General features: G+C 75.0%; 17 protein-coding genes. 7 read left to right on the top strand and 10 right to left on the bottom strand.

Annotated elements, in window-relative coordinates:
- Genes hutH through O7622_RS22910 form a run of 4 tightly spaced genes read left to right on the top strand, consistent with a single transcriptional unit; the run spans position 1 to position 10,234 of the window.
- Positions 1-1,542: a histidine ammonia-lyase gene (gene hutH, locus O7622_RS22925; protein ID WP_282310259.1), complete on the top strand. Its 1,542-nt coding sequence runs from the start codon at positions 1-3 to the stop codon at positions 1,540-1,542.
- Complete coding sequence (locus tag O7622_RS22920) at positions 1,542-4,898, top strand: amino acid adenylation domain-containing protein (RefSeq protein ID WP_282310258.1); 3,357 nt, start codon at positions 1,542-1,544, stop codon at positions 4,896-4,898. The genes hutH and O7622_RS22920 overlap by 1 nt, the downstream gene beginning before the upstream one ends.
- Positions 4,879-7,905 carry a type I polyketide synthase gene (locus O7622_RS22915; RefSeq protein ID WP_282310257.1) on the top strand — a complete coding sequence of 1,009 codons (3,027 nt, stop codon included), beginning with the start codon at positions 4,879-4,881 and terminating at the stop codon, positions 7,903-7,905. Before O7622_RS22920 ends, O7622_RS22915 begins: the two co-directional genes overlap by 20 nt.
- 4 nt (positions 7,906-7,909) lie before the next feature.
- Positions 7,910-10,234, top strand: coding sequence for an acyl-CoA dehydrogenase family protein (locus O7622_RS22910; protein WP_282310256.1), 2,325 nt, complete (start codon positions 7,910-7,912; stop codon positions 10,232-10,234).
- 74 nt (positions 10,235-10,308) lie between these two features.
- On the opposite strand, the gene O7622_RS22905 is transcribed toward O7622_RS22910, so the two are convergent.
- From O7622_RS22905 to lysW, 9 genes are read right to left on the bottom strand one after another with little or no spacing between them, the layout of a single operon-like run.
- Positions 10,309-11,268, bottom strand: coding sequence for a transketolase C-terminal domain-containing protein (locus O7622_RS22905; protein ID WP_282310255.1), 960 nt, complete (start codon positions 11,266-11,268; stop codon positions 10,309-10,311).
- Positions 11,265-12,104: a transketolase gene (locus tag O7622_RS22900; protein WP_282310254.1), complete on the bottom strand. Its 840-nt coding sequence runs from the start codon at positions 12,102-12,104 to the stop codon at positions 11,265-11,267. The genes O7622_RS22905 and O7622_RS22900 overlap by 4 nt, the downstream gene beginning before the upstream one ends.
- Positions 12,101-13,156, bottom strand: coding sequence for a M20/M25/M40 family metallo-hydrolase (locus O7622_RS22895; protein ID WP_282310253.1), 1,056 nt, complete (start codon positions 13,154-13,156; stop codon positions 12,101-12,103). Before O7622_RS22895 ends, O7622_RS22900 begins: the two co-directional genes overlap by 4 nt.
- A complete protein-coding gene (locus O7622_RS22890) occupies positions 13,153-13,989 on the bottom strand; it encodes a [LysW]-aminoadipate kinase (RefSeq protein ID WP_282310252.1) in 837 nt (278 codons plus the stop codon). Before O7622_RS22890 ends, O7622_RS22895 begins: the two co-directional genes overlap by 4 nt.
- A gap of 32 nt (positions 13,990-14,021) precedes the next feature.
- Entirely contained in the window at positions 14,022-15,047 is a 1,026-nt protein-coding gene (argC, locus tag O7622_RS22885; protein WP_282310251.1) for an N-acetyl-gamma-glutamyl-phosphate reductase, read from the bottom strand.
- On the bottom strand, positions 15,044-15,901 hold the full coding sequence (locus tag O7622_RS22880; protein ID WP_282310250.1) for a RimK family alpha-L-glutamate ligase: 858 nt from the start codon (positions 15,899-15,901) through the stop codon (positions 15,044-15,046). The genes argC and O7622_RS22880 overlap by 4 nt, the downstream gene beginning before the upstream one ends.
- Positions 15,898-16,632 carry a hypothetical protein gene (locus O7622_RS22875; protein WP_282310249.1) on the bottom strand — a complete coding sequence of 245 codons (735 nt, stop codon included), beginning with the start codon at positions 16,630-16,632 and terminating at the stop codon, positions 15,898-15,900. The genes O7622_RS22880 and O7622_RS22875 overlap by 4 nt, the downstream gene beginning before the upstream one ends.
- Complete coding sequence (locus O7622_RS22870; protein ID WP_282310248.1) at positions 16,629-17,903, bottom strand: DegT/DnrJ/EryC1/StrS family aminotransferase; 1,275 nt, start codon at positions 17,901-17,903, stop codon at positions 16,629-16,631. Before O7622_RS22870 ends, O7622_RS22875 begins: the two co-directional genes overlap by 4 nt.
- A gap of 25 nt (positions 17,904-17,928) precedes the next feature.
- Positions 17,929-18,096, bottom strand: coding sequence for a lysine biosynthesis protein LysW (lysW, locus tag O7622_RS22865; RefSeq protein WP_282310247.1), 168 nt, complete (start codon positions 18,094-18,096; stop codon positions 17,929-17,931).
- Positions 18,097-18,332: 236 nt separating this feature from the next.
- Here lysW and O7622_RS22860 point away from each other — a divergent pair, with 236 nt between their 5' ends.
- Positions 18,333-19,514, top strand: coding sequence for a S8 family serine peptidase (locus tag O7622_RS22860; RefSeq protein WP_282310246.1), 1,182 nt, complete (start codon positions 18,333-18,335; stop codon positions 19,512-19,514).
- Positions 19,515-19,655: 141 nt separating this feature from the next.
- Here the strand turns inward: O7622_RS22860 and O7622_RS22855 are convergent, their stop codons facing one another.
- Positions 19,656-20,675 (bottom strand): NAD(P)-binding domain-containing protein, encoded by a 1,020-nt coding sequence (locus tag O7622_RS22855; RefSeq protein WP_282310245.1) that lies wholly within the window; start codon positions 20,673-20,675, stop codon positions 19,656-19,658.
- 601 nt (positions 20,676-21,276) lie between these two features.
- Here O7622_RS22855 and O7622_RS22850 point away from each other — a divergent pair.
- Both O7622_RS22850 and O7622_RS22845 read left to right on the top strand, forming a co-directional pair.
- Entirely contained in the window at positions 21,277-22,272 is a 996-nt protein-coding gene (locus tag O7622_RS22850) for a polyprenyl synthetase family protein (protein WP_282310244.1), read from the top strand.
- A gap of 109 nt (positions 22,273-22,381) precedes the next feature.
- A complete protein-coding gene (locus O7622_RS22845; RefSeq protein WP_282310243.1) occupies positions 22,382-23,158 on the top strand; it encodes a hypothetical protein in 777 nt (258 codons plus the stop codon).
- The last annotated feature ends 9 nt before the right edge of the window (positions 23,159-23,167 follow it).

Raw genomic sequence — 23,167 nt, 5'->3', positions numbered from 1 at the left:
ATGACCCACGCCGACACCATCGACACCGCGCGTGACACGGTGGAGATCACCGCCGAGCGGTACACAGTGGAGGAGCTGTACCGGATCGCCACCACCCGGCCCCGGCTCGCGCTGGCGCCCGACATCGCCGAGAAGATCGCCGAGGGCGCGCGTTACATCGCGCAGATCTCCGGCCAGGACCGGCACATCTACGGCGTCAACACCGGATTCGGCTCGCTGTGCACCACCCGGATCTCACCCGAGCACATGTCGGACCTGCAGCACAAGCATCTCGTGTCGCACGCCTGCGGCGTCGGCGACGTCGTGCCCGAGCGCGTCTCGCGGTTGATGATGCTGGTGAAGCTGCTGACCTTCCGCGCGGGATACTGCGGAATCTCCCTCGACGTCGTCGGCCGGATGCTCGACATGTGGAACGCCGACGTCATCCCCGCCGTGCCGAAGAAGGGCTCCGTCGGCGCCAGCGGCGACCTCGCGCCGCTGGCCCACCTGGCGCTGCCGATCATCGGCCTGGGCCGGGTGCACGCCGATGGCGCGGTGGTGGACGCCGCCGAGGTCCTCGCCGAGCGAGGCTGGCAGCCGCTGCGGCTGCGACCGAAGGAGGGTCTCGCGCTCACCAACGGCGTGCAGTACATCAACGCCCTCGCGACCGACTCGATCGTGCGCTGCGGGGAGCTCATCCGCGCCGCCGACCTCATCGCGTCGCTGAGCATCCAGGCGTTCAGCTGTGCCGACACCTTCTACCAGCGGATCCTGCACGACACCTGCCTGCACCCGGAGCGCGGCGTCGTCGCGGCGAACCTGCGTGCGCTGCTGGGGGGCAGCAACCACCCGACCCTGCCGGGCGCCAACGTCGCGCGGGAGGACCCCTACTCGTTCCGCTGCGTGCCGCAGGTGCACGCCGCGGTCCGGCAGACGTACGGGCACGCCCGCACCGTCATCGAGCAGGAGTGCAACAGCGTCTCGGACAACCCGCTGTTCTTCCCCGAGCACGACCGGGTGATCCTGGGCGGCAACCTGCACGGCCAGTCGACCGCGTTCGCGCTGGACTTCCTGGCCATCGCGATGAGCGAGCTGGCCAACATCGCGGAACGGCGCACCTACCAGATGCTGTCGGGCCAGCACGGCCTGCCCGACTACCTCGTGCCGCGGCCCGGCCTCGACTCCGGGCTGATGATCCCGCAGTACACCTCCGCGGCGCTGGTGAACGAGAACAAGGTGCTCGCCACCCCGGCGAGCATCGACACCATCCCCACCTGCCAGTTGCAGGAGGACCACGTCAGCATGGGCTCGACCAGCGCCTACAAGCTCGACCAGATCATCGGCAACTGCGAGTACGTGCTGGCGATCGAGCTGCTCACCGCGGCGCAGGCGGTGGACCTCAACGAGGGGCTGCGGCTGTCGGAGCGCACCCGCGCGGTCTTCGACGACTTCCGCGCCGTCGTGCCGTTCCTCGCCGAGGACCGGCAGCAGTCGATCGACATCGAGCTGGCCCGGCAGTACGTGCGGCGGCACCGGTCGGCCTGGGCGCAGGTGCTCGCCTGATGACGGCCCCGGGCGGAGCCGCCGGGCCGGACGACGGCGCGCTGCGCGCGCTCGCCGAGGCGCTGCTGCGCGAGCGGCTCGGCGGCGGCACGCGGCCGACCGGCCCGGCCGCCGACGGGCCGGCGCCGCTGTCGTACCAGCAGGAGCGGCTGTGGCTGCTGGAGCAGATGCACCCCGGGACGGCCGCGTACAACGAGATGTTCGCGGTGTCCCTGCGCGGCCCGCTCGACGCCGACCGGCTCGCCGCCGCCCTCGCGCAGGTGGTGCGCCGCCACGACGTGCTGCGCACCGCGATCCGGCTCGACGGCGCCCGCCCGGTGCAGGTGGTCAGTGCCGACGCCGACGCGCCGCTGCGCGTCGAGTCGTGGGAACACCTGCCGACCGCCCGGCGGGAGGCCGCCGCGGCCGAGCGCCTCCGGGCGCTGGCCCGCGAGCCGTTCGACCTCGCCCGGGCGCCGCTGCTGCGGGCCCACCTCGCCCGCCTCGACGCCGGCGAGCACGTCCTCGCGCTGGTCCTGCACCACCTGGTCACCGACGGCTGGTCGCTGCGCCTGCTGCTGGCCGAGCTCGTCGCGCACTACGACGCCGGTGGCCACGCGCCGCTGCCCCCGCTGTCCGCCCAGTACGCCGACTACGCCCGCCGCCAGCGCGCGGACGGGCCGGGCGCGCAGGAACGGCTCGCCTTCTGGGTGCGCGCGCTCGCGGGCGCGCCGGGCGAGCTGGAGCTGCCGACCGACCGGCCGTACCCGCCGGTCGCCGGCCACGACGGCGCCGAGCACGTGTTCGCCGTCGACCCGGCGGTTCTCCAGGGCGTACGGGCCCTCGCCGCGGCGCAGCGGGCCACACCGTTCATGGTGCTGCTCGCCGCGTTCGACGTCGTGCTGTCCCGCTGGAGCGGGCAGGAGGACGTCGTCGTCGGCACGCCGGTGCTCAACCGGCACAGCAGCGCGACGGAAGGGCTCGTCGGGTTCTTCGTCAACACGGTGCCGCTGCGCGCCGACCTGTCCGGCCGGCCGACGTTCCGCGCGCTCGTGGACCGGGTGCGCGACGGCGTGATACCGGCGCTGGAGCACCAGGACGTGCCGTTCGAGCGGATCGTGCAGGCGGTGCGCACCGCCCCCGACGCGCGTCGCGCGCCGCTGTTCCAGGTGATGTTCGCGCTGCACAACCTGCCGGACGAGCCACCCGCGCCGCGGGGACTGTCGATCGCGCCGGTGCCGGGTCTGCACCACAGCGCCAAGTTCGACCTCACGCTCGCGCTCGTCGAGACCGGCGGCGCGCTGCGCGGGCATCTGGAGTACCGCACCGACCTGTTCGACGCGCCGACCGTGGCCCGCCTCGCCGGGCACCTCGCCACGCTGCTCGCCGACGCGGTCGCCGACCCGGACCGCCCGATCGGGGCGCTGCGGCTGATGGGCTCCCGGGAGCGGACGGCGGTCCTGCGCGACTGGCACCCGCCGGCCCGGCCGCGCACGGACGGCGTGACGCTGCACGAGGCATTCGCCGCGCAGGCGGCGCGTACCCCCGAGGCGGTCGCGGTGGTCGACGGCGACCAGCGGCTCACGTACGCGGCGCTGGCCGGTCGGGTCGACCGGCTCTCCGCCCGGCTGCGCCACGCCGGCGTGGTCCGGGGCACGCCGGTGGCACTACGGCTCGGACGCGGCGCCGACCTCGTGGTGGCGGTCCTCGCCGTGCTGCGGGCCGGCGGCGCCTACGTGCCCACCGACCCGCGGACCCCGCCGCGGCGGCTGCGGCACATCCTCGACGACACGGGCGCGCCGCTGCTGCTGACGCACGGCGGCCTCGCCGCGGGCACGCCGGCCCGGCCGGGCACCGAGGTGCTGCTCGTCGACGCCCCGGAGGAGCCCGGCGCCGCGCCCGTGCCGTCGGAGCCCGGCGACGGCGACGACCTGGCGTACGTCATCTACACCTCCGGCTCCACCGGGCTCCCGAAGGGTGTGCGGATCCCGCACCGCACCGTCGGATGGCTCATGCGCGCCGCCCGGGAGCGCTTCGGCGTCGGCGCCGACGACGTGTGGACGCTGTCGCACTCGTACACCTTCGACGTGTCGGTGTGGGAGCTGTTCGGCGCGCTGCTGCACGGCGGCCGGCTGGTGATCGTGCCGCAAGCGGTGAGCCGCGACCCGGGCGCGTTGTGGCGGCTGCTGGACCGCGAGGGCGTCACGGTCCTCAGCCAGACACCGACCGCCTTCCAGGGCCTCGTCGCCGCACAGCCGCCCGACGCGGTGCTGACCCGGCTGCGGCTGGTGGCCCTGGCCGGCGAACGGCTCGACTTCCGCCGCCTCGAACCCTGGTTCGCCCGCTACCCCGACACGCATCCGCGCGTGGTGAACCTGTTGGGCGCGACCGAGACCACCGTCCACTCGACCGAGCGGTTCGTGCGGGCGCACGAGACCGGCTCCGCGCGCAGCCACGTGGGCGGCCCGCTGCCCGGTGTGCGGCTGCTCGTCGTCGACGACGAGCTGCGGCCCGTGCCGCTCGGCGTGCCCGGCGAACTGCTCGTCGGAGGCGAGTGCGTGGGGCTGGGCTACCTGCGCCGCGACGAGCTGACCGCCGAGCGGTTCGTCGCCGACCCGCTGGGCTCGCCGATGCGCTGCTACCGCACCGGAGACCTGGTGCGCCGGGGCGTGGACGGCGACCTGGAGTACCTCGGCCGCGCCGACAACCAGGTGAAGATCCGCGGGTTCCGGGTCGAGCTCGGTGAGGTCGAGGCGGCGGTGCGCGAGCACCCGGCGGTCGCCGAGGCCGTCGTCGCGCTCACCGGGACCGCCGCCGACCAGCGGCTCGTCGCCTACGTCGTCGCGGCCGGCGACGGGACGCCGCCCGCGCTCGGCGAGCTGCGCGACTTCCTGCGGGGCCGGCTGCCGGAATACATGTTGCCCGCCGCGGTCGCCCACCTCGCCGAGCTGCCCCGCACCACCGGCGGCAAGCTCGACCGGCGGGCCCTGCCCGCTCCACCGTCCGTCGACGAGGCCCGTACGGCGGCCTACACCGCGCCGCGCACCGGCACCGAACGCACGCTCGCCGGCATCTTCGCCGAGCTGCTCGGCGCCGCACGCATCGGCATCGACGACAACTTCTTCGAACTCGGCGGGCACTCCGTGCTCGCCGTCGAGGCCCATCGCCGCATCCGCGACGCGGCGATCCCCGTCGAGGTCATCGACCTGTTCCAGTACCCCACCGTGCGCACCCTCGCGCAGCGGGCGGGCGGCGGGCGGCGGGACGGCGCCGACCTGCGCCGGGCCCGTGGCCGCGGCGCGCAGCGGCGTGCGGCGCTGACCCGGCACGCCCCCGACACGGGAAGCGAGGAGACACGTGACGACATCCGGCGATGAGTTCGACACCGCGGTCGCGGTGATCGGCATGGCCGGCCGGTTCCCCGGCGCCCGGTCGGTCGACGAGCTGTGGCGCAACCTGTGCGAGGGCCGGGAGGCGGTGACGTTTTTCTCCGCGGCGCAACTGCGGGCCGCGGGCGTTGCCGATGCCGAGCTGCGTGACCCGGCGTACGTGCCGGCCCGGGCCGTGGTCGAGGACGTGGAGCTGTTCGACGCCGGATTCTTCGGGTTCGGCGTACGCGACGCGGAGATCCTCGACCCGCAGCACCGCATCTTCCTGGAGTGCGCGTGGGAGGCCGTCGAGCACGCCGGATACGACACCAGCCGCTACGACGGCCACGTCGGCGTCTACGCCGGGTCGGCGATCAGCACGTACCTGCTGGCCCTGCTCGCCGACCCGGCGCTGGTCGCCGCCGTCGGCGGCTACCGCATCCTGCTGGCCAACGACAAGGACCACCTCACCACCCGGGTCGCGCACCAGCTCGACCTGCGCGGGCCCGCGGTCACCGTGCAGACGGCCTGCTCCACCTCCCTGGTCGCCGTGCACGTAGCCACCCAGGCGCTGCTGGCGCGCGAGTGCGACATGGCGCTGGCCGGCGGCGTGGCGGTGAGCCTGCCGCAGGTCAGCGGCTACCGGTACGAGCCGCAGGGCATCATGTCGCCGGACGGGCACTGCCGGGCCTTCGACACGGAGGCCCGGGGCACCGTCGCCGGCAACGGAGCGGGCGTCGTGATGCTCAAGCGGCTCGCCGACGCGCTCGCCGACGGCGACACCGTGCACGCGGTGATCCTCGGCTCGGCGGTGAACAACGACGGTGCCGGCAAGTCCGGCTACACCGCGCCCAGCGCCCGGGGCCAGGCCGACGTGATCGCCGAGGCGCTCGACGCGGCGGGGGTGGCGCCCGCGTCCGTCGGCTACGTGGAGGCGCACGGCACCGGCACGGGTCTCGGCGACCCCATCGAGGTTGCCGCGCTCGCCGAGGCGATGGACCGCGACGGGAACGCCCCGGAGTGCCTGCTCGGCTCGGTGAAGACCAACATCGGCCACCTCGACGCGGCGGCCGGGGTCGCCGGGCTCATCAAGACCGTACTCGCGCTGCGTGCGGGCATCGTGCCCGGCACGCTGCACTTCGAGCGGCCCAACCCGCGGGCGCGGCTGGCCGAGTCGGGCTTCACCGTGCACCCGGGGACGCGCGCCTGGCCCGACCGCGCCGGTCCCCGCCGCGCCGGGGTGAGCTCGTTCGGCATGGGCGGCACCAACGCGCACGTCGTGCTCCAGGAGCCGCCGCCGGCCCCGCCGCCCGGCGCCGGCCCGCGGGACCGGCAGGTGTTCGTGGTGTCGGCGGCGTCACCCGCCGCGCTCGCCGCGGCCTCGCGGCGGCTCGCCGAGCACCTGGCCGCCGCGCCCGAGCAGCCGCTCGCCGACGTGGCGTACACGTTGCAGGTCGGCCGCCGGGCGCTGCGGTACCGCCGGGCGGTGGTGGGGGAGTCCGCCGCGGCCGTCCGCGCGGCGCTCGCCGAGCCGGCGGCCGATGCCCGTCCGGTGCCCGACACCGACCGCGGCGTGGTGTTCATGTTCCCCGGCCAGGGGGCGCAGCGCGCCGGCATGGCCGCCGGCCTGTACGCGCGGGAGCCGCTCGTGCGCCAGGTCGTCGACGAGTGCGCGGGCCTGCTGCGGGAACCGCTGGGTGTCGACCTGCGGGACGTCCTGCTGCGCGGCGTCGGGGACCTGCGGGACACCGCCCTGGCCCAGCCGGCGCTGTTCATCGTCGAGTACGCGCTGGCCCGGCTGTGGATGTCCTGGGGCGTACGCCCCGAGGCGATGATCGGGCACAGCATCGGCGAGTACGTCGCGGCCTGCCTGGCCGGCGTCTTCGACCTCAAGGACGCCCTCGAACTCGTCGCGGCCCGGGGACGGCTCGTGTCCGGGCTGCCGCGCGGCGCGATGCTCGGCGTGGCGCTTCCGGCAGCCGAACTCGCCGAGCTGGCCGAGGACGGCGACGGGCTCGCGGTCGCCGCGGTGAACGGCCCGCGCGTCGGCGTGCTGTCCGGACCGGTGGAGGCCGTGGCGGCCCGCGCGGCCGCGCTCGCCGCTCGCGGGGTGCCGACGAGACGGCTGCACACCTCGCACGCCTTCCACTCGCCGATGCTCGACCCGGTGCTCGACGCGTTCACCGCGATCGTGGCGGCGGTGCCGAGGCGGGCGCCGCAGATTCCGTACGTGTCCAACGTGTCCGGCGGCTGGATCGGTGAGGACGAGGCGACGGACCCGGCGTACTGGGCACGGCAGATGCGCGGCACCGTCCGCTTCGGCGACGGGGTGCGCACGCTGCTGGCGGACGGGCCGCGGGTGCTGCTGGAGGTGGGGCCGGGCGACGGGCTCGGCGCCCTCGCCGCCGGCCACGACGGTGAGCACCGGTCGGTGGTGGTGGCCACGCTGCCGCCGACGGACGCGGCCACGATCGGCGGCGCCGCCGTGCCCGACTCGCTCGCCCGGCTCTGGAGCGCGGGGGTGCGGGTCGACTGGCCGGCGTACCACGCGGCGGCGCGCCGCCGCCGGGTTCCGCTGCCGACGTATCCGTTCCAGCGGCAGCGCTACTGGGTCGAGCACCGTCCGGGCGCGTCGGGGCTGCCCACGGCGTCGCCGGGCGAGCCCGCTGCCGTGGCCCCCGTGACCGCGCCGCCGCCGTCGGCGGACGGGCGGGTGCCGACGCCGCCCGGCACCGACCTGGAGCGGGCGCTGGTGGAGCTGTGGACGCAGATCCTGGGGGCCCAGCCGATCGGCATCCACGACTCGTTCCTCGACCTCGGCGGGCACTCGCTGCTCGCCACCCAGCTCACCGCCCGGCTCCACGACCGCTTCGGGGTCGCCGTCACCGTCGAGCAGATGTTCGCCCTGCGGACCGTCGCCCGGCTCGCCGAGCACATCGAGGAGCAGCTCATCGCCCGGCTGGAGGAGCTGTCCGACGACGAGGTCGCCCGGCTGGCCGCGGACGAGGGACGGTGAAGCCGTGACCACCACGACCTCCGCCCGGCAGCCGGGCACGACGGACGGTCAGATCGGGTTCACCGCGGATCAGCTCGCGCTCGAACGGGACGTCCACGCGCTGCTCACCGGGCCGCTCGGGCGGCCGCTGGTCGCGCGGGCCGCCGCTGACGGCCCCGCCCGCGGCGAGGCGCTCGGCCCGTTGCACCGGCTGCTCGGCGCTCGTGGATGGCTCGCGCCCGGCTGGCCGCGGGAGTACGGCGGCCTCGGCCTCGGCCCGGTCGAGACCGCGATCGTGCACCGCGAGCTGGTCCGCAACGGCGTGCCCGACCTGCTGTTCGTCGTCTCGATCTGCTACGTCGGCACCTGCTTGCTGCTGGCCGGCAACGACACCGTCAACCGGACGTATCTGCCGGCGCTCGCGGCGGGCGAACTCACCTCGTGCACGCTGTACAGCGAGCCCGACACCGGCTCGGACCTCGCCTCCCTGGCCAGCCGGGCCGAGCGCGTCGAGGGCGGCTACCGCCTGCACGGCCGCAAGACCTACAGCCAGGCCACCGAGCACGCCGGCTACGCGCTCGTCGCCGCGCGGCTCGCCGAGGCCGGCGCATCGGGCGGCTCGAGCGACGGCGCGCCGCCGGCGCACGCCGGGATCACCCTGTTCTGGGTGTCGTTGCACGCCCCCGGCGTCACCGTGCGGCCGGAGCCCAACCTCGGGGAGGCGCCGTTCAGCACGGTGCTGCTCGACGGGGTGTTCGTCCCCGGCGACCACGTGATCGGCCCGCCGGGCGAGGCGTGGTCGCTGTTGAACACCGCGCTGTCCATCGAGCGCACCGGCTTCGAGGCGCACCTGAAGATGCGCCACTGGCTCGACGCGGTCGACGCCCGCGCGGCCGCGCTCGGCCTCGACCGGGAGCCCTGGTTCGCCGGAGCCGCGGCGGTCCTCGACGCGCGCGTCGAGGCGGGCGGCCACCTCGCCTGGCAGATGATCGGCAAGCAGGCGCGCCGACAGCTCGACGGCCCCGGCGCGGCGATCGCCAAGTGGTACAACACCGAGTTGGGCCGGCCGATCGCCCGCCTCGCGCTGGACGTGGAGGCCGCCGCGGGCACGGTCGTCGACGCGCCCGCCGGGCCCGGCGCCGACGAGCAGTACCGGGAGTGCCCGGGCCTCACCCTCTCCGCCGGCACGTCGGAGATCATGCTGTACGCCGTGGCGACCGGCCACCTGCGCGTGCAGATCGGCGACGCGCCGCCGCTACCGCTCGACGACCCCGACGCCGCGTTCCGGCGGCGGCTGCGCCGCTTCGTCGGCACCGCCTTCGCCGCCGAGTTCGCCGCGGCCGGGCCGGGTACGCCCACCGGCGCGCCGCGCACCGACCCGGCCGCGGCCTGGCAGGCGCTCGTGCGCAGCGGCACCGTCGGGTTGACGCTGCCACCGGCGGCGGGCGGCGCCGGCCACGGCGTCGTCGAGTCGCTCGTGGTGGCCGAGGAACTCGGCCGTGCGCTGGTGCGCGGGCCGTACCTGGCGACCGTCGCCGTCGCGGAGGCCGCGGCGGCGGACGGCTCCGGCGGCAGCGGCTGGCCGCTGGCCCTCGCGGTAGCCGGGGGCACCGTCACGGCCGCGGTGGCCGGCGAGGTCACCGCGGACGTCCCGGCGACCGGCCCGCCGGATGCCGCCGTGTTCGACGGCGGGACGGTCAGCGGCGCCGTGGCGCTCGTGGCGCACGCCGAAGTCGCCGACATGCTCGTCGCCCCGGCGTGGACGCCGGCCGGGCCGGTGCTCGTCACCGTCCGGCGCGACCAGCCGGGCGTGCGGTTGCGCCACCGCACCGCGCTCGGGCACGAGGACCTGTTCGCGGTGACGTTCGACCGGGCGGCCGTGGAGCCGGGTGGTGTGCTGTGCGAGGCCGGGTCGCCGACCCACGCGGCACTCGTCGAGCGGCTGCGGCTGCGGCAGTGCGGGTACCTGCTCGGCCTGTCCGCGCAGGCGTTCGACCTGACGCTCACCCGCGCCAAGACCCGGCGGCAGTTCGGGCAGCCGATCGCCGCGTTCCAGTACGTGTCGTTCCGGCTGGCGGCGCTGGCCGCCCGCCTGCACGCCGCGCGGGTCCTGGTGCGGGCCCGCGCCGCCGAGCACGACGCCGGGCGGGTGCCCGAGCCCGCGCGCGGCGCGGCGGTGCTCGCCCTCGTCGCGCAGGTGGCCCGGGACGTGACGGCCGAGGGGGTGCAACTGCACGGCGCCCACGGCATGACCCGGGCGGCGGCGATCGGCCGATTCTACCATCGCGCCGCCGCCGAGACAGTCGTGCTCGGCGGCCCGCACGCCATGCGGTCGGCCGCGGCGGGCTGAGCGGCGCCGCGCCCGCGCTGGTCGCGGCACCTGGGTCAGGGCGCGGGGGGCCGACCTCGCAGAGGCGGCCGGCGCTACCGCCGGCGCGGCGTCTCGGCGAGCATCGCGTGCGCCGTCGCCACCACCTGGCCGGCCGTCACACCGGCCCGCCCGAGCAGGTCTTCGTGGTCGTCCGCATACGGGAAGAACCGGTCCGGCGCGCCGATCCGCCGGACCCGGGCCCCCCGCTCGGCAAGGCACTCGGCGACGGCCGAGCCGAGCCCGCCCGCCGCCCAGTGGTCCTCCACTGTGAGCACGGTGTCGTTGCCGGCCGCGGCGGTCAACGTGGCCACGTCGAGGGGCTTGACCGTGTGCATGTCGAGCACCGTGGCGGCGACGCCGGAGGCGGCGAGCACGTCCGCGGCGTGCAGCGCGATCCGGACCGGCCGGGGCCCGCAGCCCACGATGGTCACGTCCCCGCCGATCGGCCGCAGCACCTGGGCCCGGCCCAGCCGCACCGGCGACGGGCGCGGTGGCAGCGGTGGGGTGCCCTCCCGCCCGAGCCGCAGGTAGCTCGGGCCCGGGCCGCCGAGGCACTGGCGCAGCAGGCCGGCGGCGTCGTCCGCGTCGGCCGGCACGACGACACGCAGGTTCGGCAGGGTCCGCAGCACCGCGACGTCCTCCAGCGCGTGGTGGGTCGGGCCGAGGCTGCCGGCGGACAGCCCGCCGTGGGTCGCCACGATGTGTACGGCGAGGTTGCCGAAAGCGACGTCGATCTTCACCGCCTCCAGCGCGCGGGTGGCGGCGAACGTCGCCATCGTGTGCACGACCGGGATCCGGCCGGCCCGCGCCAGGCCGGCCGCGGTACCCAGCAGGTTCTGCTCGGCGATGCCCAGGTTGACGTACCGGTCGGCGGCGGCGCCGAAGTCCGTCCGCGCGAACTGCCCGGTGTCGCTGTCCAGGCACACCAGGCGCTCGTCGGCGAGCATCATCTCGGCAAGGAGCTGCGCGCACACCTCGCGGGCCGGGCGGGCCGCCGTGCCTGCGCCGCTCACGGCCGCGCCGCCCGCGTTCCGTGGTCCAGGGCCGCCATGGCCCGCGTGAGCTGGCGCTCCCCGAGCCGGGCGTAGTGGCTGTGCACCTGGTCCTCGACGTACGGCAGTCCTTTGCCCTTGACCGTGGTGGCGAGCACGACGGTCGGCCGTCCGGGCTGCGGGGGCGCCGACAGCGCGGCGCACAGCCGGTCGCGGTCGTGGCCGTCGACGGCGCGCACCGTCCAGCCGAAGCTCGCCCATTTCGCGGCGAGCGGCTCCAGGGCCAGTACCTCCTCGGTCGGTCCGGTGATCTGCAGGCCGTTGCGGTCGACGACGGCGACGAGCCGGTCGAGGCGGTGCGCGGCCGCCGCCATCGCCGCCTCCCACACCGAGCCCTCCTGCAACTCGCCGTCGCCGAGCACGACGAAGCAGCGGCGTTCGGCCCCGTCGAGCCGCATCGCCAGGGCGTACCCGACACCGAGCGGCAGGCCGTGGCCCAGCGCGCCGGTCGGGGCCTCGACTCCGGCGACGTCGGGGACCGGGTGGGCGAGCAGCGTGCCGCCGGGCCGGCCGTACCCGGCGATCGTGGACTCGGGCAGGAAGCCACACTCGGTGAGCACCGCGTACAGCCCGATCGCACCGTGGCCCTTGCTCAGCACCATGATGTCGCGGTCGGGGTCGTCGGGGCGCGCCGGGTCGACCCGCATGACGTCCTGGTACAGCGTCAGCAGGATCTCCACCAGCGACATCGAGCCACCGAGGTGCCCGCCGCGGGCCTGCCCGCACATCTGCACGATGCGCCGGCGCACCCGCCCGGCGGCGGTGTCGGCCCGTGGCGGCGAAACAACGTCCATCATCTGCTCCCGGTAGCCGGTGCGGTGGTGAGGCGCTCGACGGCCCAGCGCAGGGTCGCGATCGCCCGGTGGTACTCGGCCAGTTCGAGGTGCTCGTCGGCGCTGTGGTCGAGCCGGCTGTCGCCGGGCCCGTAGCAGGCCATCGGCACGTTCCAGTACTCGGCCAGCGTGTTCATGTCGGAGGTCGCGGTCTTCACCTTGTACCCGACCGTGCCGCCCTGCGCGCGTACCCCGCCCACCAGGGCGCGCACCACCGGGTCGCGCCGGCCGACCCGGCACGCAGGCACGCTGGCGCACACCTCCAGCCGCCCGGCCGGCAGCCGGCGGCGCAGTTCGGCGACGAGCGCGTCGGCGTCGAACCCGAGCGGGCTGCGTACCGTGAACTCGGCCTCGGCCTCGGTCAGGTCGCCGCGCAGCGAGCACAGGGTCGTCGCCGGCCGGTCGAACGCCGAGTGCGCGTCGGGTGTGCCGGCGAGCGCGGTGAGCGTCTCCCAGGCGGCGGCGGCGAGCTCTACCGCCTTGGGCCCGGGGCGGGTCGGGTGGCCGGCCGGGCACGTCACCCGGTAGCGCAGGTCGAGCTTGCCCTTGTATCCCAGGACGACTGTCGACCAGCCGCTCGGCTCGCCGACGACGAGCGCCGACGGTGGCGGGTGACTGCTACCGACCAGCCGGGCGCCGCGGGAACTGGGCAGTTCCTCCTCGACGGCGCCGACGACCACGACGCGGCCGCGCGCTCCGTCCGCCCCGGCGGCGGCGCTGATCATCGCGGCGAGGGGGCCCTTGGCGTCGACGGTGCCGCGGCCGTACAGGCGGCCGTCGGCGACGCGCACGGGAACCGGGTCACCGGCGGTGTCGAGGTGACCGAGGAGCATGACGGTGGGCCCGTCGCCGCGGTCGAGTTCGCCGACCGCGTTGCCGGCCGCGTCGACCCGCGCGGTGAAGCCGAGCGTACGCATCCGCGTGACGACCAGGCGGGCCAGCCGCTCCTCGTCCCCGGACGGCGACGGGATCCGCACCATGTCGTGGAGCAGCCGTTCGGCGGCGTGGGGGGTCACGCCGGTACCGTCGCGCCGGACAGGCGGACCCGCGTGCCCGCGCCGTCGAGGGCGGCCCGCACCGGGTGGTGGCCCCGGCCGTCGGCGATCATGACGTGTCCGACACCGGCGTGCAGCGCGTCCCGCGCGGCGAGCAGCTTCACCGTCGCGCCGTCGCGCACGCCCGCCGGCGGTCCACCGTCCGGCGGCAGCGTCACCACGTCGCGGAGCGTCCGCTCGTCGGCCGGGTCGGCCAGGACTCCCGGCGCGCCGGTGAGCAGCAGCAGGCTGCGTGCGCCGAGCGCGGCGGCGACGGCGGCCGCGACCCGGTCGGCGTCGACGTTGACCGGCTCGCCGTCCAGGCCGAGGGCGGGTGGCGAGACCACCGGCACCGTGCCGGCGTCCAGCAGCGTGCGCAGCAGTTCGGTGTGGACCTCCACGATCCGGCCGGTGTGGTTGTCGCGTACCAGCCGGGTCCGCCCGTCGATCACCGCGCGGTGCGGCCCGTGGCGGCGCGCGACGATGAGCCCGGCGTCCAGGCCGGTGAGTCCGACCGCCGGTACCCCGGCGCCGGCCAGCGCGGCGACGAGCCGCGGCTTGACCGCACCCGCGAGGGCCAGCAGCACCACCTCGATCGTGGCCGGGTCGGTGTAGCGGGTCGACGAGCCGTCCGGGGCGGTGATCCTCCGCTGTGCGACGCCCAGCCGCGCGGCGATCGCGTCGATCTGCGCGGAGCCGCCGTGGACCAGCACGACCCGCCGGCCGGCCGCGGCGACCGCCGCGACGTCGGCGCAGACGGCGGCGGAGTCGACGGCGGCAGTGCCGCCGCACTTCACCACGATGATGTCCGACATCGGCCTCCTCCGGGCGCGGGCTGGACGGTTGGTCAGTTCGGGTGCAGGCCGGGGAAGTCCAGGCCACGCCGCTCGGGCAGGCCGAAGCGGATGTTCATGCACTGCACGGCGTTGCCGGCGCCGCCCTTGACGAGGTTGTCGAGCGCCGCGACGAGCAGCGCCTCCCGGTCGTGCGCGCCGAGGGCGAAGCCGACGTCGCAGAAGTTCGACCCGGTGAGGATCTTCGGCTCGGGCAGCCGGTACAGGCCGCGCCGCTGGGCGACGACCCGCACGAACGGCTCGTCGGCGTAGCGCAGCCGGTAGGTGTCCCGCACGAGCCGTTCCTCCACGCCCTCGACCAGCCTCACCCGGCACAGCACCTGCACGCCGCGCACCGCCTCCACCCCGGTCACCGACATGCGCACCTCGGCGCCGGTCGCCTCGGCGATCTCCGCCTCGTGCCGGTGCCCGGCCGGGGCGAAGACCCGCATCGCGCCGGCCCGTTCGGCGTGGACGTTGCCTTCGCCGGGCCGTCCGCCGGAGCCGCTGGAGCCGGTGCGGGCGTCGACCCAGACCTGTCCGGCGACCAGCCCGGCCGCGGTGAGTGGTTGCAGCGCCAGGATCCCCGCGGTGGCCATGCAGCCGGGCACGCTGATCCGGTCGGCCTGCGCCAGCCGTTTGCGCTGCGTCTCGGGCAGGCCGGGCACGAACGTGGGCAGCAGGTGCGGTGCGGTGTGCGCGGTGCCGTACCACCGCGCGTAGACCTCGGGATCGGCGAGGCGGAAGTCGCCGGAGAGGTCGACGAGCACCGCGCCGTGGTCGAGCAGGCCGGGCAGCACCGTCATGCCGGCCCGGTGCCCGCCGGCGTGGAACAGCACGTCGCACGGGCCGAGCCGGTCTATGGCGCAGAACCTCAGGTCGGTCAGCGAGCGCAGGTTGGGGTGCGTGCCGTCGACGCGCCGCCCGGCCGAGCTAGCGGAGACGGCGGCGGTGACGGTGACGTCGGGGTGCCCGAGCAGCAGGCGCAGCAGCTCGCCGCCGATGTAGCCCGCGGCGCCGACGATCGCGGCGCGGATCATGCTCCGGCCCGCCGTCCCAGGTAGTCGACGATCTGCTCGGCGACGTCGACGCGATCGCCGTGCGCGGCCTGGAACCCGGCGAACTCGACCCGGTGGTTGACCTCCAGCACGTAGAGGCCGCCGGCGCGGTCCTCCAGCAGGTCCACGCCGGCGATCTCCGCCCCGACCGCCTCGGCGGCGGCGACGGCGAGTTCGCCGATCGGCGCGGTGAGCAGGCAGCGGACGCTGTTCGCGCCGGTCGCGACGTTGGCCCGCCAGCCCTCGGCGCGGCGCCAGGTGACGCCGACGGCCTTGTCGCCGACGACGATCACCCGGAGGTCGCGGCTCACCCTGGTGATCTGCTCCTGCAGGTACACCACGTGCGAGCGCGGCGAGGGCAGCGCGGCGACGTGCTCCAGCACCGTCTCGGCGGTGTCCCGGCAGGTCAACCGGCCGACGAGGCGGCCCCAGGACCCGACGAGCGGCTTGATGACGGCCGGGTAGCCCAGCTCGTCGAGGGCGTCGAGCGCCGCCTGCGGGGTCAGCGCCAGCGCGGTGCGCGGCGCAGGCAGTCCCCGCTCGCGCAGCGCCAGCGAGGTGCGCCACTTGTTGCCGCAGGTGCCGACGGCGGCGGCGCTGTTGACGCCGACGACGCCGCACGCCTCCAGCGCCTCGGCGGCGTACTCGGCCCGGGTCTGGCTGATCTCGCGGTTGAGCGCGAACGAGTACGCCGGTCCCGGCCCGTCGGTGTTGAACCGCAGCCGCCGCGGGTCCACGCGGGTGTAGGCGAGGTCCCGCCGGGACAGGGCCGCCATGATCTGCTTCTCCTCGACGCGGATGGTGGAGGCCAGCAGCGCCACCGCCGGCGCGCTCACGGCCGCTCACCCGCCGGCCGGACCCGGTGCCGGCGCAGTTCGCGGTAGACCGGCTCGTGGTGGGCCAGATAGCCGGCCAGATGCGGCACGGCGTCGAGGTCCACGGCGTGGCTGGGCGGCCGGCGGGTGAGCGTGGTGCTCCGTGCGACGTCGGCGTGCCAGCGGCGGGTCGCCTGCCACTCCGGCCGGTCGCCCGCCGGCCACGTCATCGCCTCCGCCAGGAACGGCAGCCCGAACAGCTCGCAGAACCGCGCCACGGTGGCCTCGGGCGCGGCGACGAGGTCCTCGGCGTCGATCACCGGCGGTGTCGTGCCGGTCAGCGAGCGGACCCGCTCGAACAGCTCCCACAGGTGGGTGAAGCCGATCTGCTCGGACCGCACCTGGGGGTTCACGGCGAAGTACGACGGTATGGTCTCGGCCGGGTGGCGGATCAGGAACGCGCTGCGGGCCAGGCCGCCCAGGAACGCCTCGTCGGCGAGGACCGCCGGGTAGCGGGCATCGGTGGTGTCCTTGACGAAGACGGGCGCCCGTTCGGCCAGCTCGCGCAGCGCCGCGACGACCCCGGCCTCGTCGTGCGCGATGCGGCCGCCGACGTCGGCGGCGCCGTGCTCGGCCAGGGTGGAGAACGGCTCGTGGACGGCGATGTGGTCGCCGCGTTGCAGCATCATCCGGAAGAACGCGGTCGAGCGCGAGCGCGGGACGCTCCACAGCACGATGACCGCCCCGGTCACGCCGCCACCCGGTCTCCGCGATGCTGGGCGCGGGCAAGCACCGCGAGCGTCGCGCGATGCTCCCACACCTTCTCCAGCGCGTCGGCGACGCGGTCCAGCAACGAACCCGCGTCGGGGTGCAGGTGGACCCGTTGCAGCACGAACGAGTCGGCGACGACCGCCTCGGTCACCGGGACGTCGGTGCGGCGACAGGCCGGCCCGCCGTCGGCGAAGAGCGGTTGACGCGACAGGGGCATGCTCTGGTACCGCGAGGCCGGCACCCCTTCGCCCCGCAGCACGCGGCAGAACGCCGCCCGCAGGGCCCCGGCGGTGGCCTCCGGCAGGTCGAACGCGGCCGGGCGCAGCCGGAAGCGCAGGATGTGCCAGCCGTGCTCGCGGTCGCCCGGCACCGTCGGCGCGACGAGCCCGGGGATGGCCGCGATCCGGTCGAGAAACGCCCGCACGTTGCGGTCGCGCGCCAGCGCCCACTCGTCGAGGTGGGCGAGCTGGGCCCGGGTGAACGCCGCCTGAATCGCGTTGATCTTGCCGTTCCAGCCGGCCACCTCCGACCGGTAGGGCCGCTCGCCGCGCGCGGGCAGCCGCTCGCCGAACTGCCGCAGCAGTGCCGCGCGCCCGGCCAGCCGGGCGTCGTCGGTCGTGACCAGGCCGCCCTCGCCGCACGTCGGCAGGTTCTTCGAGGCGTTGAGACTGAACGCCGCCAGGTCGCCGAGCGAGCCGGTGCAGCGACCGCGGTACGCGACGCCGTGCGCCTGCGCCGCGTCCTCGACGACCGCGAGGCGGTGCCGTGCGGCGACGGCGCCGATTTCGTCCATGTCGGCGGGCAGGCCGTGCAGGTGCACCGGCACCACGGCGGTCGTGCGGTCCGACAGCGCGGCCCGCAGAGCCTCCGGGTCGAGGTTGAACGAGACCGGGTCGACGTCGGCGAAGACCGGCACGGCGCCGAGGTGCACAACGGCGAGCGCGGTGCCGACGAAGCTCAGCGCCGGCACGATCACCTCGTCGCCCGGCCCGACGCCGGCCGCGGCGAGCGCGATCGACAGCCCGACCGTGCCGTTGGCGACGGCCACGCAGTGTCCGACGCCGACCCGGTCCGCCCACTCCCGCTCCAGCGCCGGGATCTCCTGCTCGCCGCTCGCGGCGACGGTGAACCGCCCCGAGTCGACGACACCGAGCACGGCCGCGCGTTCCGCGTCGGTGACGACCGGCCACCGGGGCGCGGTCGTGCCCTCGGGTACGGTCCGCGTCCCGCCGAGCACCGCAAGCCTGGACATGGCGTGCTCCCCGCTTCCCGTACGCCTACTCGCCCCAGTCCTCCTCGACCTCGGGGGCTCTGCCGAGCACCACCGGATCGGTGGACAGCACCTCGAGCTCGCTGCGGCACTCGGCGCACTCGACGATCTCGTTGAGTACCGGCGCGTCGAGCGACACACCGGCTTCGCAGTCGGGGCAGGCCACAGTTGACACCTGAATCTCCTCGCGAGCGTCGTCGGGCGGGATCGGGCCCTCTGTCTACCGTGGCCGTCCCGGCCCGGACAAGCATCCGACGTCCCGCCGGCGAGACAACCGTCCGCGTGCCCGGTCCGTCTTGCCCGCCCGCCGCCCGGACGCCCAGACTCGGCGGGGCACGTCCGCCGGAGAGCCCGACTGACAGAGGGAGCAGCAGTGTGGTCAACATCTTGCGAACCTTGACGCGGAGCGGCTTGGCGCTGTCCCTTGTGGTCACCGTGGCCGCCGTCGCGGTCCCGTCGCGGGCCGAGCCGGCATCGGCCGCGGGTGCGGACGCGGACGCGGTGCCGAGTTGCGCGGCACCGACGACGCCCGGCCAGTTCCGGTGCTTCGCGCTCAAGCGCACGGGGGTACGGCACGGGAAGCCGTCCGGTCGCCCGGCCCGGCCCGAGGGGCTCGGCCCCGCCGATCTCCGCTCCGCCTACCGCCTGCCGTTCAGCCGGACCAACGCCACTGTCGCGGTCGTGGTCGCCTACGACAACCCGGCCGCGGAGGCCGATCTACAGGTGTACCGCTCGACGTACGGCCTGCCGCCGTGCACGACCGCGAACGGCTGCTTCCGCAAGGTCAACCAGCGGGGCCACGCCGCCCCGTTGCCGGCACCGGACCCGGCCTGGGCGGGGGAGAGCAGCCTCGACCTGGACATGGTGTCGGCCGTGTGCCCGTCGTGCCGGATCCTGCTGGTCGAGGCCGACGACGCCTCGCTGAACCTCCTCGAAGGGGTGGCCACGGCCGTCGCGCTCGGCGCGTCGTACGTGTCGATGAGCTGGGGCCTGCCGGAGCAGGAACTGGAGCTCACGGTCGACCCGCTGTTCTTCTCGGCGCCGGGCGTGGTCTTCACGGCGGCCAGCGGTGACAGCGGCGCGGCCGGGGGCCCGGTCTACCCGGCGTCCTCGGCCGGGGTCGTCGCGGTGGGCGGCACCTCGCTGCGCCGCGCGTGGAACTGGCGGGGCTGGAGCGAGTCGGCGTGGTCCGGCTCGGGCGGCGGCTGCTCGGCCTACATCGCGAAGCCCGCCTTCCAGCATCGGGTGCGGGCCTGTGCGACGCGGGCCACCGCCGACGTCGCCGCGGTCGGCGACCCCGCCACGGGCGTCGCGGTGTACCAGACGTACGGCGACGGGGGCTGGGGGATCGACGGCGGCACGAGCGCCGGGGCTCCGATCATCGCGGCGGTGTACGCGCTGGCCGGCGCGGCCGGTGGTCCGGGCGCTCCGGCCGGATATCCCTACGCCGCCCGCCGCGGCCTGTTCGACGTCACCAGCGGCTCCACCGGCACCTGTACGCCGCGCGTGCTGTGCACCGGCTCGCCGGGCTGGGACGCGCCGACGGGCCTCGGCACGCCCAACGGCATCTCCGCGTTCGCCGCGCCGCGGTGACCCGCGCGCCCGGCCGGCTCCCGCCCGGGGGCCGGTCGGGCGCGCGGCGGCGGTCGCACGTCGGTGGTGGGTTGACCCCGACGAATTGCGGACGCGGGACACCGGGTCGACGCCAGCGACCGGCGGAACGCCGGTTCCCGGTCACGCCGCCGGCTTCCGGCCGTTCAGGCCGGCGAGAAGCCGGGCGGTCGCGACCGCCTGCTTGCGGGCGCAACTCATCGACGCGCCCCCACAGCCGTCGCCGTCGTAGTTCAGGGCGACGATGCGACCGCGTGGGGAGAGACGCATGCCCTTGGTCCTACCCCGGCCCGGAGCGGGGAAGTCGAGGCCGACCGGTGACGCGTACCCGGTCGCGGCGATGATGTGGTCGTACTTCTCGACGCTCCCGTCGGAGAACTCCACTCGCTCCCCGTCGACCTGGAGGACGCGGGTCGGCATGATCGTGCAGCGGGCCGGGACCGTGGCGGGGTTCTTGGTGATGACGAACCCGCGAGGAGCTTCCCCTCTAGTCGAGTAGCGGACGCACGTCCCCAGCATGGCGAGGGGAGAGAGCCGGGAGATCAGTCGCACCCTGCGTCCGGTGCACCACGACAGCCGGACGTCGGGCCGTTCCTCGATGATCTCCTCGCAGACCTCCACCCCGCTCTGTCCACCGCCGATGACGAGGACCGACTGGCGGGGTTGGATGCGCGACAGATCCTGGAGGGTGGAGGCGTGGTAGCAGTTGTCCCCCGTCCATTCGCCGGGGATGCGCGGCGTGCCGTAGTGGCCTGTCGCGATGACGACGAATCCGTACGGTATCTCGCCGTGCGGGCTGGTCACACCCACGTACGAGTCATGTTCGACGACCCCTTCGACCGGGGTGCGGAAGCGCCGCCGCTGGAGGTCGGCGCGTTCGTCGGACCAGGACCTCAGGAGAGCGCGGAACTCCTGGACCGTCACGCTCGGTTTCGTCCTGAACTCGGGGGCGATGCACCATCCCGGATTGACCAGCTCGGTGCTCTCGCGGGTCTTGCCCCACGGCATGGGCTGCCAGATCCCACCCGGTTCGGGGTCCGACGAGTACCAGTCCACGACGTTTCCCCGGCGTGTGAGCTCGCGGACGGCCAGGATGCCGAAGAGGCCGCTTCCGATGACGGCGCAGTTGTTGTCCGTTGCCATGCGATCGAACTTCCTTCCGGGAACTGTAGTCCACATGCGACGGTTCAACCATTTCGATGATCGGCCTCCGCGCCAAGGGCCCCTGGATGTGACTATTCGGGCCGTTGGCCTCCTTGCCGCCCCGGCATCGATCGGCAGTCGCCGCCCGGGACCACGCCGCTGCCGTCGCGCCCCGCCGCTGCGCGCCGGCGACGGTGCGACGAAAAGCCGTCGACGGCGGGGGACCATCGGTCAGGAAGCGTTCCCCCGAACGGACTTTCTCGTCCCGTTCTGGATCATGTCGTGCACGTTGCGCACTGAATCGATGACCGTGTGTGCGTACCGCGATGCACAGGGAAGATGAGCGCCCCGTAGTCGCACCCCTGCGCTCCGCGACCGGGTGGCCGCCGGGGATCGATGGTTGACACTGCCGACGGGCATCGAAAAAGTTGAGCCGGCTCAGTTCCGTCGCCGATGTCGCCGCTCGGCTCCCGAACGGGTCCTGAACGTACGAACCGGTCGAACGGTTGCCGTGCCACGGGGGGAAGATGTGACGACGACGAATGCCGGACCCGCTCCGGGCGCCACGGCCGCCTCTCCGCGACAGCTCCGCGAGGAGTTGGTGAAGCTGGTGGATGAGCAGTTGTACGCGTTCCTCCGCACCGAGCGGGAACGATGCTCGCCGGAGACTCCCCGGAGCGCGGAACTGGTGGACGTCGTGGCCCACATGGTGGCTGCCGGCGGCAAGCGGATCCGGCCCGCGTTCTGCGTCAGCGGACATCTGGCCGCCGGAGGCGAGCCCGGCGACGAGCGCGTGCTCGCCGCGGCCGGTGCGCTGGAACTGCTGCACGCCTGCGCCCTGATCCACGACGACATCATGGACGGGGCGACGCGCCGTCGCGGGAGTCCCACCGTCCATCACCGGCACGCCGACGTGCACCGGCGGCTCGGCTGGACGGGTGACGCGCACCGGTACGGCGAGAACGTCGCCATCCTGGCCGGCGACCTGGCCCTGGTCTACGCCGACCAGTTCATCGCCCCGGCGTCGCCGGTGGTCGGCCCGCTGTGGGCACAGCTCAGGTCCGAGCTGATCGTGGGGCAGTTCGCCGACATCGTCGCGGGTGCCGAGTTCGCCGTCGATCTCGACGTGGCCCGGTCCATCGCCGTGGCGAAGTCCGGCCGTTACACGATCCACCGGCCGCTCGAAATGGGCGCCGTGATCGCCGGCCGGCCGGACCTCGCCGCGGCGTTCGCGGCCTACGGGACCGCCGTCGGTGAGGCGTTCCAGCTCCGTGACGACCTCATGGACGTCTTCGGCGACTCCTCGGTGACCGGCAAGCCGCACGGACTGGACTTGGAACAGCACAAGATGACGCTCCTGATCGCCCTGGCCGTGGAGCGCGACCCGGGCATCCGCGATCTGCTCACCGCGGATCCCGGCGACGCCTGCCGGCTGCTCCGCCGGCTGGCGGAGACCGGGGTACGCGCCCGGATGGAGGAGGAGATCGACCGGCTCGTCGAGCAGGGCTGCCGCGCCATCGCCGACGCCCCGCTCGCCGACGGCTGGCGCGAGGAGCTCACCGAGATGGCCCACCTCGTCGCCTACCGGGAACGCTGACCGGCTGCCCGCCTGCGGTGCCGGCCCCCTGACGGGGCGCCGGCGCTCCGCCAGGGGGTGGCCGTCCGCTCGACCGACCCGAGACAACACCTGCGAAGGGAGAACAGAGATGGTGAGCGGTAAGCAGCGTCGCTTGGCCCGCCTGCTCGGAGACGACGGCAGAACACTCCTGGTCGCCGTCGATCACACAGTGACGATGGGGACCGTGGGCGGTCTGTCGGACATGGGGAGGGTGCTCCGGGCCGTCGTCGCCGGCGGCGCGGACGGCGTCGTCACCCACCGGGGCACCGCCGCGCACGAGATGCCGGTGCAGCGGGATACGGCCCTGATCGTCCACCTCTCCGGCAACACCGACCTGAGCCCCGGATCCGAGGTCAAGACCCGCGTGTGTGAGCCGGAGGCCGCCCTGGCGCTCGGGGCCGACGCGGTGTCCGCCCACGTGACGCTCGGCTGCGGCAGCCCGGAGGACCGGGCGGCACTGGCGAACCTCGGCGATCTCGCCTCGTCCTGCGACCGGCTCGGACTTCCGCTGATGGTGATGACGTACGTGCGGACGACGCCGGACCGGCACGGCCGGGCCGTCGTCCACGCCGCCCGGGTCGCCGCCGATCTCGGTGCCGACCTGGTCAAGACGGCCCACCCGGGCGCGGAGCACGTCAGCGACCTGGCCGGCTCGATCCCGGTGCCCGTCGTGGTCGCCGGTGGCGAGGCGGCGGGCACCTGGGACGACTTCCTCCACTCGGCGAAGAACGCGATGGGGGTCGGGCTGGCCGGCCTGTGCGTGGGCCGGTGGGTCTTCGGCAGCACCGACCCGGCGCGCGCGGTAGCCGAGTTGCAGGCGGTCGTGCACGGCGAGGAGCAGGCGCCGACCGGCGCCGAGGCATGACGGGGATGT

Source organism: Micromonospora sp. WMMD1076, from assembly GCF_029581475.1.
GTDB lineage: Bacteria > Actinomycetota > Actinomycetes > Mycobacteriales > Micromonosporaceae > Micromonospora > Micromonospora aurantiaca.
This window is presented reverse-complemented; position numbering and strand designations above follow the sequence as displayed.